Source organism: [Clostridium] symbiosum ATCC 14940, from assembly GCF_000466485.1.
GTDB lineage: Bacteria > Bacillota > Clostridia > Lachnospirales > Lachnospiraceae > Otoolea > Otoolea symbiosa.
Genome location: NZ_KE992966.1, coordinates 1 through 2341 on the forward strand (window position 1 = coordinate 1; position 2341 = coordinate 2341).

The 2341-nt window shown below is 46.7% G+C and carries 4 protein-coding genes; all 4 read right to left on the reverse strand.

From position 1 onward, the window contains the following. Positions 1-1118 (reverse strand): phage tail protein (locus CLOSYM_RS15380; RefSeq protein ID WP_021642813.1); only part of this gene is annotated, 1118 nt, incomplete at its 3' end. 3 nt (positions 1119-1121) lie between these two features. After that, entirely contained in the window at positions 1122-1478 is a 357-nt protein-coding gene (locus tag CLOSYM_RS15385; protein WP_207638262.1) for a DUF5361 domain-containing protein, read from the reverse strand. Positions 1479-1501: 23 nt separating this feature from the next. Next, positions 1502-1768 carry a hypothetical protein gene (locus CLOSYM_RS15390; protein WP_021642815.1) on the reverse strand — a complete coding sequence of 89 codons (267 nt, stop codon included), beginning with the start codon at positions 1766-1768 and terminating at the stop codon, positions 1502-1504. Further along, positions 1765-2328 carry a phage tail tube protein gene (locus tag CLOSYM_RS15395; RefSeq protein ID WP_044902546.1) on the reverse strand — a complete coding sequence of 188 codons (564 nt, stop codon included), beginning with the start codon at positions 2326-2328 and terminating at the stop codon, positions 1765-1767. The genes CLOSYM_RS15390 and CLOSYM_RS15395 overlap by 4 nt, the downstream gene beginning before the upstream one ends. Positions 2329-2341: the final 13 nt, after the last annotated feature.

The following is a 2341-nucleotide window of genomic DNA, read 5'->3' on the forward strand; positions in this document are numbered from 1 at the left end:
GCTGCGGAAATTAATGACGGAAGATTCTGCAAGATTCCATTTGCCACATTCGTGATAACTTCCACACCCTTTTGCAGGATAGAAGGAAGCCCGGTGGAAATGGCCGTTATAACTCCGTCAGGAATCTGTGTACTGATACCGCTTATGGCCGGCAAGGCTTGCGAAAAGCCGTCTATTAATCCCTGAACAAGCTGCTGCGCCCCGGATATTACAATCGGGATTAGCTGCGGAATCAATGCAACTAATAGAGTTGGAACCGATGTGATAATGTTTGTAATTACCGGTATGATATTCTGTGCCACGGCCGCAATAGAATCTCCCAGTCCCTGCATGGAAGCGCTTAAATCATTTCCCAGGGCCAGATCTGCAAGAACATTTTGAAAAGAAGACTTCATCGAGTCCATGGATCCAGAAATTGTTGTCGAAGCTTCTTTTGCTGTAGTTCCGGTAATGTCAAGTTCTCCCTGAATAACATGGATAGCGTTGTATACATCGCTTAAATTGTCGATGTCATATTTAACACCGGAGAACTTCTCGGCGTCCTTTAAGAGCCGTTCCATTTCTGACTTCGTCCCACCGTATCCCAGCTTTAGGTTGTCCAACATCGTATAATTTTGCTTTGCAAAGCCCTGATAAGCGTTTTGTATCGACCCCATGTCGCTACCCATTTTATTCGCATTATCGGACATGTCCACCAGTGCCATGTTGGCAACTTCAGCGGCTTTCGCCGTGTCTCCGCCAAGCCCCTGTAACAAGCTTGCGGAAAACCCGGTTACGCTCTGCATATAATCATTTGCCGACAGCCCAGCGGTTTTATATGCGTCTGCTGCATATTGCTTTACAGTGTCCGCGTTATCCTTAAACAGTGTCTCAATGCCACCGATGCTCTGCTGTAATTCCGCACCGGCCTCAATAGACTCCTTGATTGCAGCACCAATTCCGGCTACAACCAACGCTTTTTTTAATGTGCCTATCAGGTTACTTCCCACAGAGGCCCCCGCGGATTTTCCGGCTGATTCCGCCTCTCCGCCAAGCGCCTCCTGGATCTTCCCTTTTACGCCATCAGCGGAGGGTATAATCTGTACATATGCTTTTGCTAATTCCGTTCCTGCTGCCATTTATCATACCCCCTCTATTATTTTTCTTCGTCTCGCTTCAAAATCCTCGCCGGATTCGAATACCTCAAATTCTCTATTCTGGTTTGGAGTTTCAATCAATTCCTCAACCAACGACTTAGGCCGATTGATGTTCTTAGCCCCATCGGCTGTATTCATCCATACAAGCATTCTCAGACAGTCCACGGCCAACATCAGGAGCATGGTACTATTTGATGTTTTCATTCCATTCATCTTCTGCTTAATCCTGGAATCTTCCCTTAAACCGAAAGAGAGCGTCGCCAGTAAGCCAACTGGTAACGCCCTGTAATCAAATATTCTATATGTTTCTGCAAGGTCACATATCCATGCATCGCGGTCCACTGCCATCATCCCGGCGAGGGATATTATTTTTTTCCCTTATCTCCCATAGCCTGCATAATTTCCATAATTTCATCGACCGCATTCTTAATGGGGACGCGTCCATCCGCTGCGCGGACATGATCGTAGAGCTTTTTCCTCATGTCCTTTCCAAGCAACATTTTACAAACATTGGAAATAGCAAGCATATCATCGCCTGCCGCCTCCGCCAGTGCGTCAATCAGCTCCATATTATCCGCTGCGCTTTCATCGACCTCGTATTTAAATCCCGATTTTGTTGTACCCTTAATCATGCTTTTGCGGCCTCCTTTGTGATGTATTCGTAGTGCGTATTACTTGCGGAATCTGGCGCCGCCGTGATAGTTGTCTGATAGCCAATTGCGGCCGTATCAGAGTATGTAATGTCGCCTACAGCCGTCACCTTTCCTTTAGGGATAACAACGCGTTTCAGGGAATTGTTCTTCAGAATCATATCAACAACATATACACATTCTTGCTGCTCCCTGCTGTTCGCTTTTACTGTAATGCCCGCTGCCAGCGTACCGGCAACGTTGTCATCACCGTATACCATTTTCAGCACTTCTTCATTTAACGCTTCAATAAGCGTAAACTGAAAGGTGTCCGGTTTTTCGGTCTGGTAAGATAAAACCTGATCGCCTCCCCAGGCTTTTACATTTTCCGTCGTTGGCGAGTTACTGTTGACCATTCCCGCATCACTGATATATCCCAGTCCTTTAAATGCCGCATCAAGAGCCGCTTTCGCATCTGTTGGAAGCGTGCTTCCAATCGGCGCACGGTATACAGCACCTTCTATTTTCGGTTTCCCAACCGATACATTTGCAGTGTCAGACATTCCTTTTCCTCCT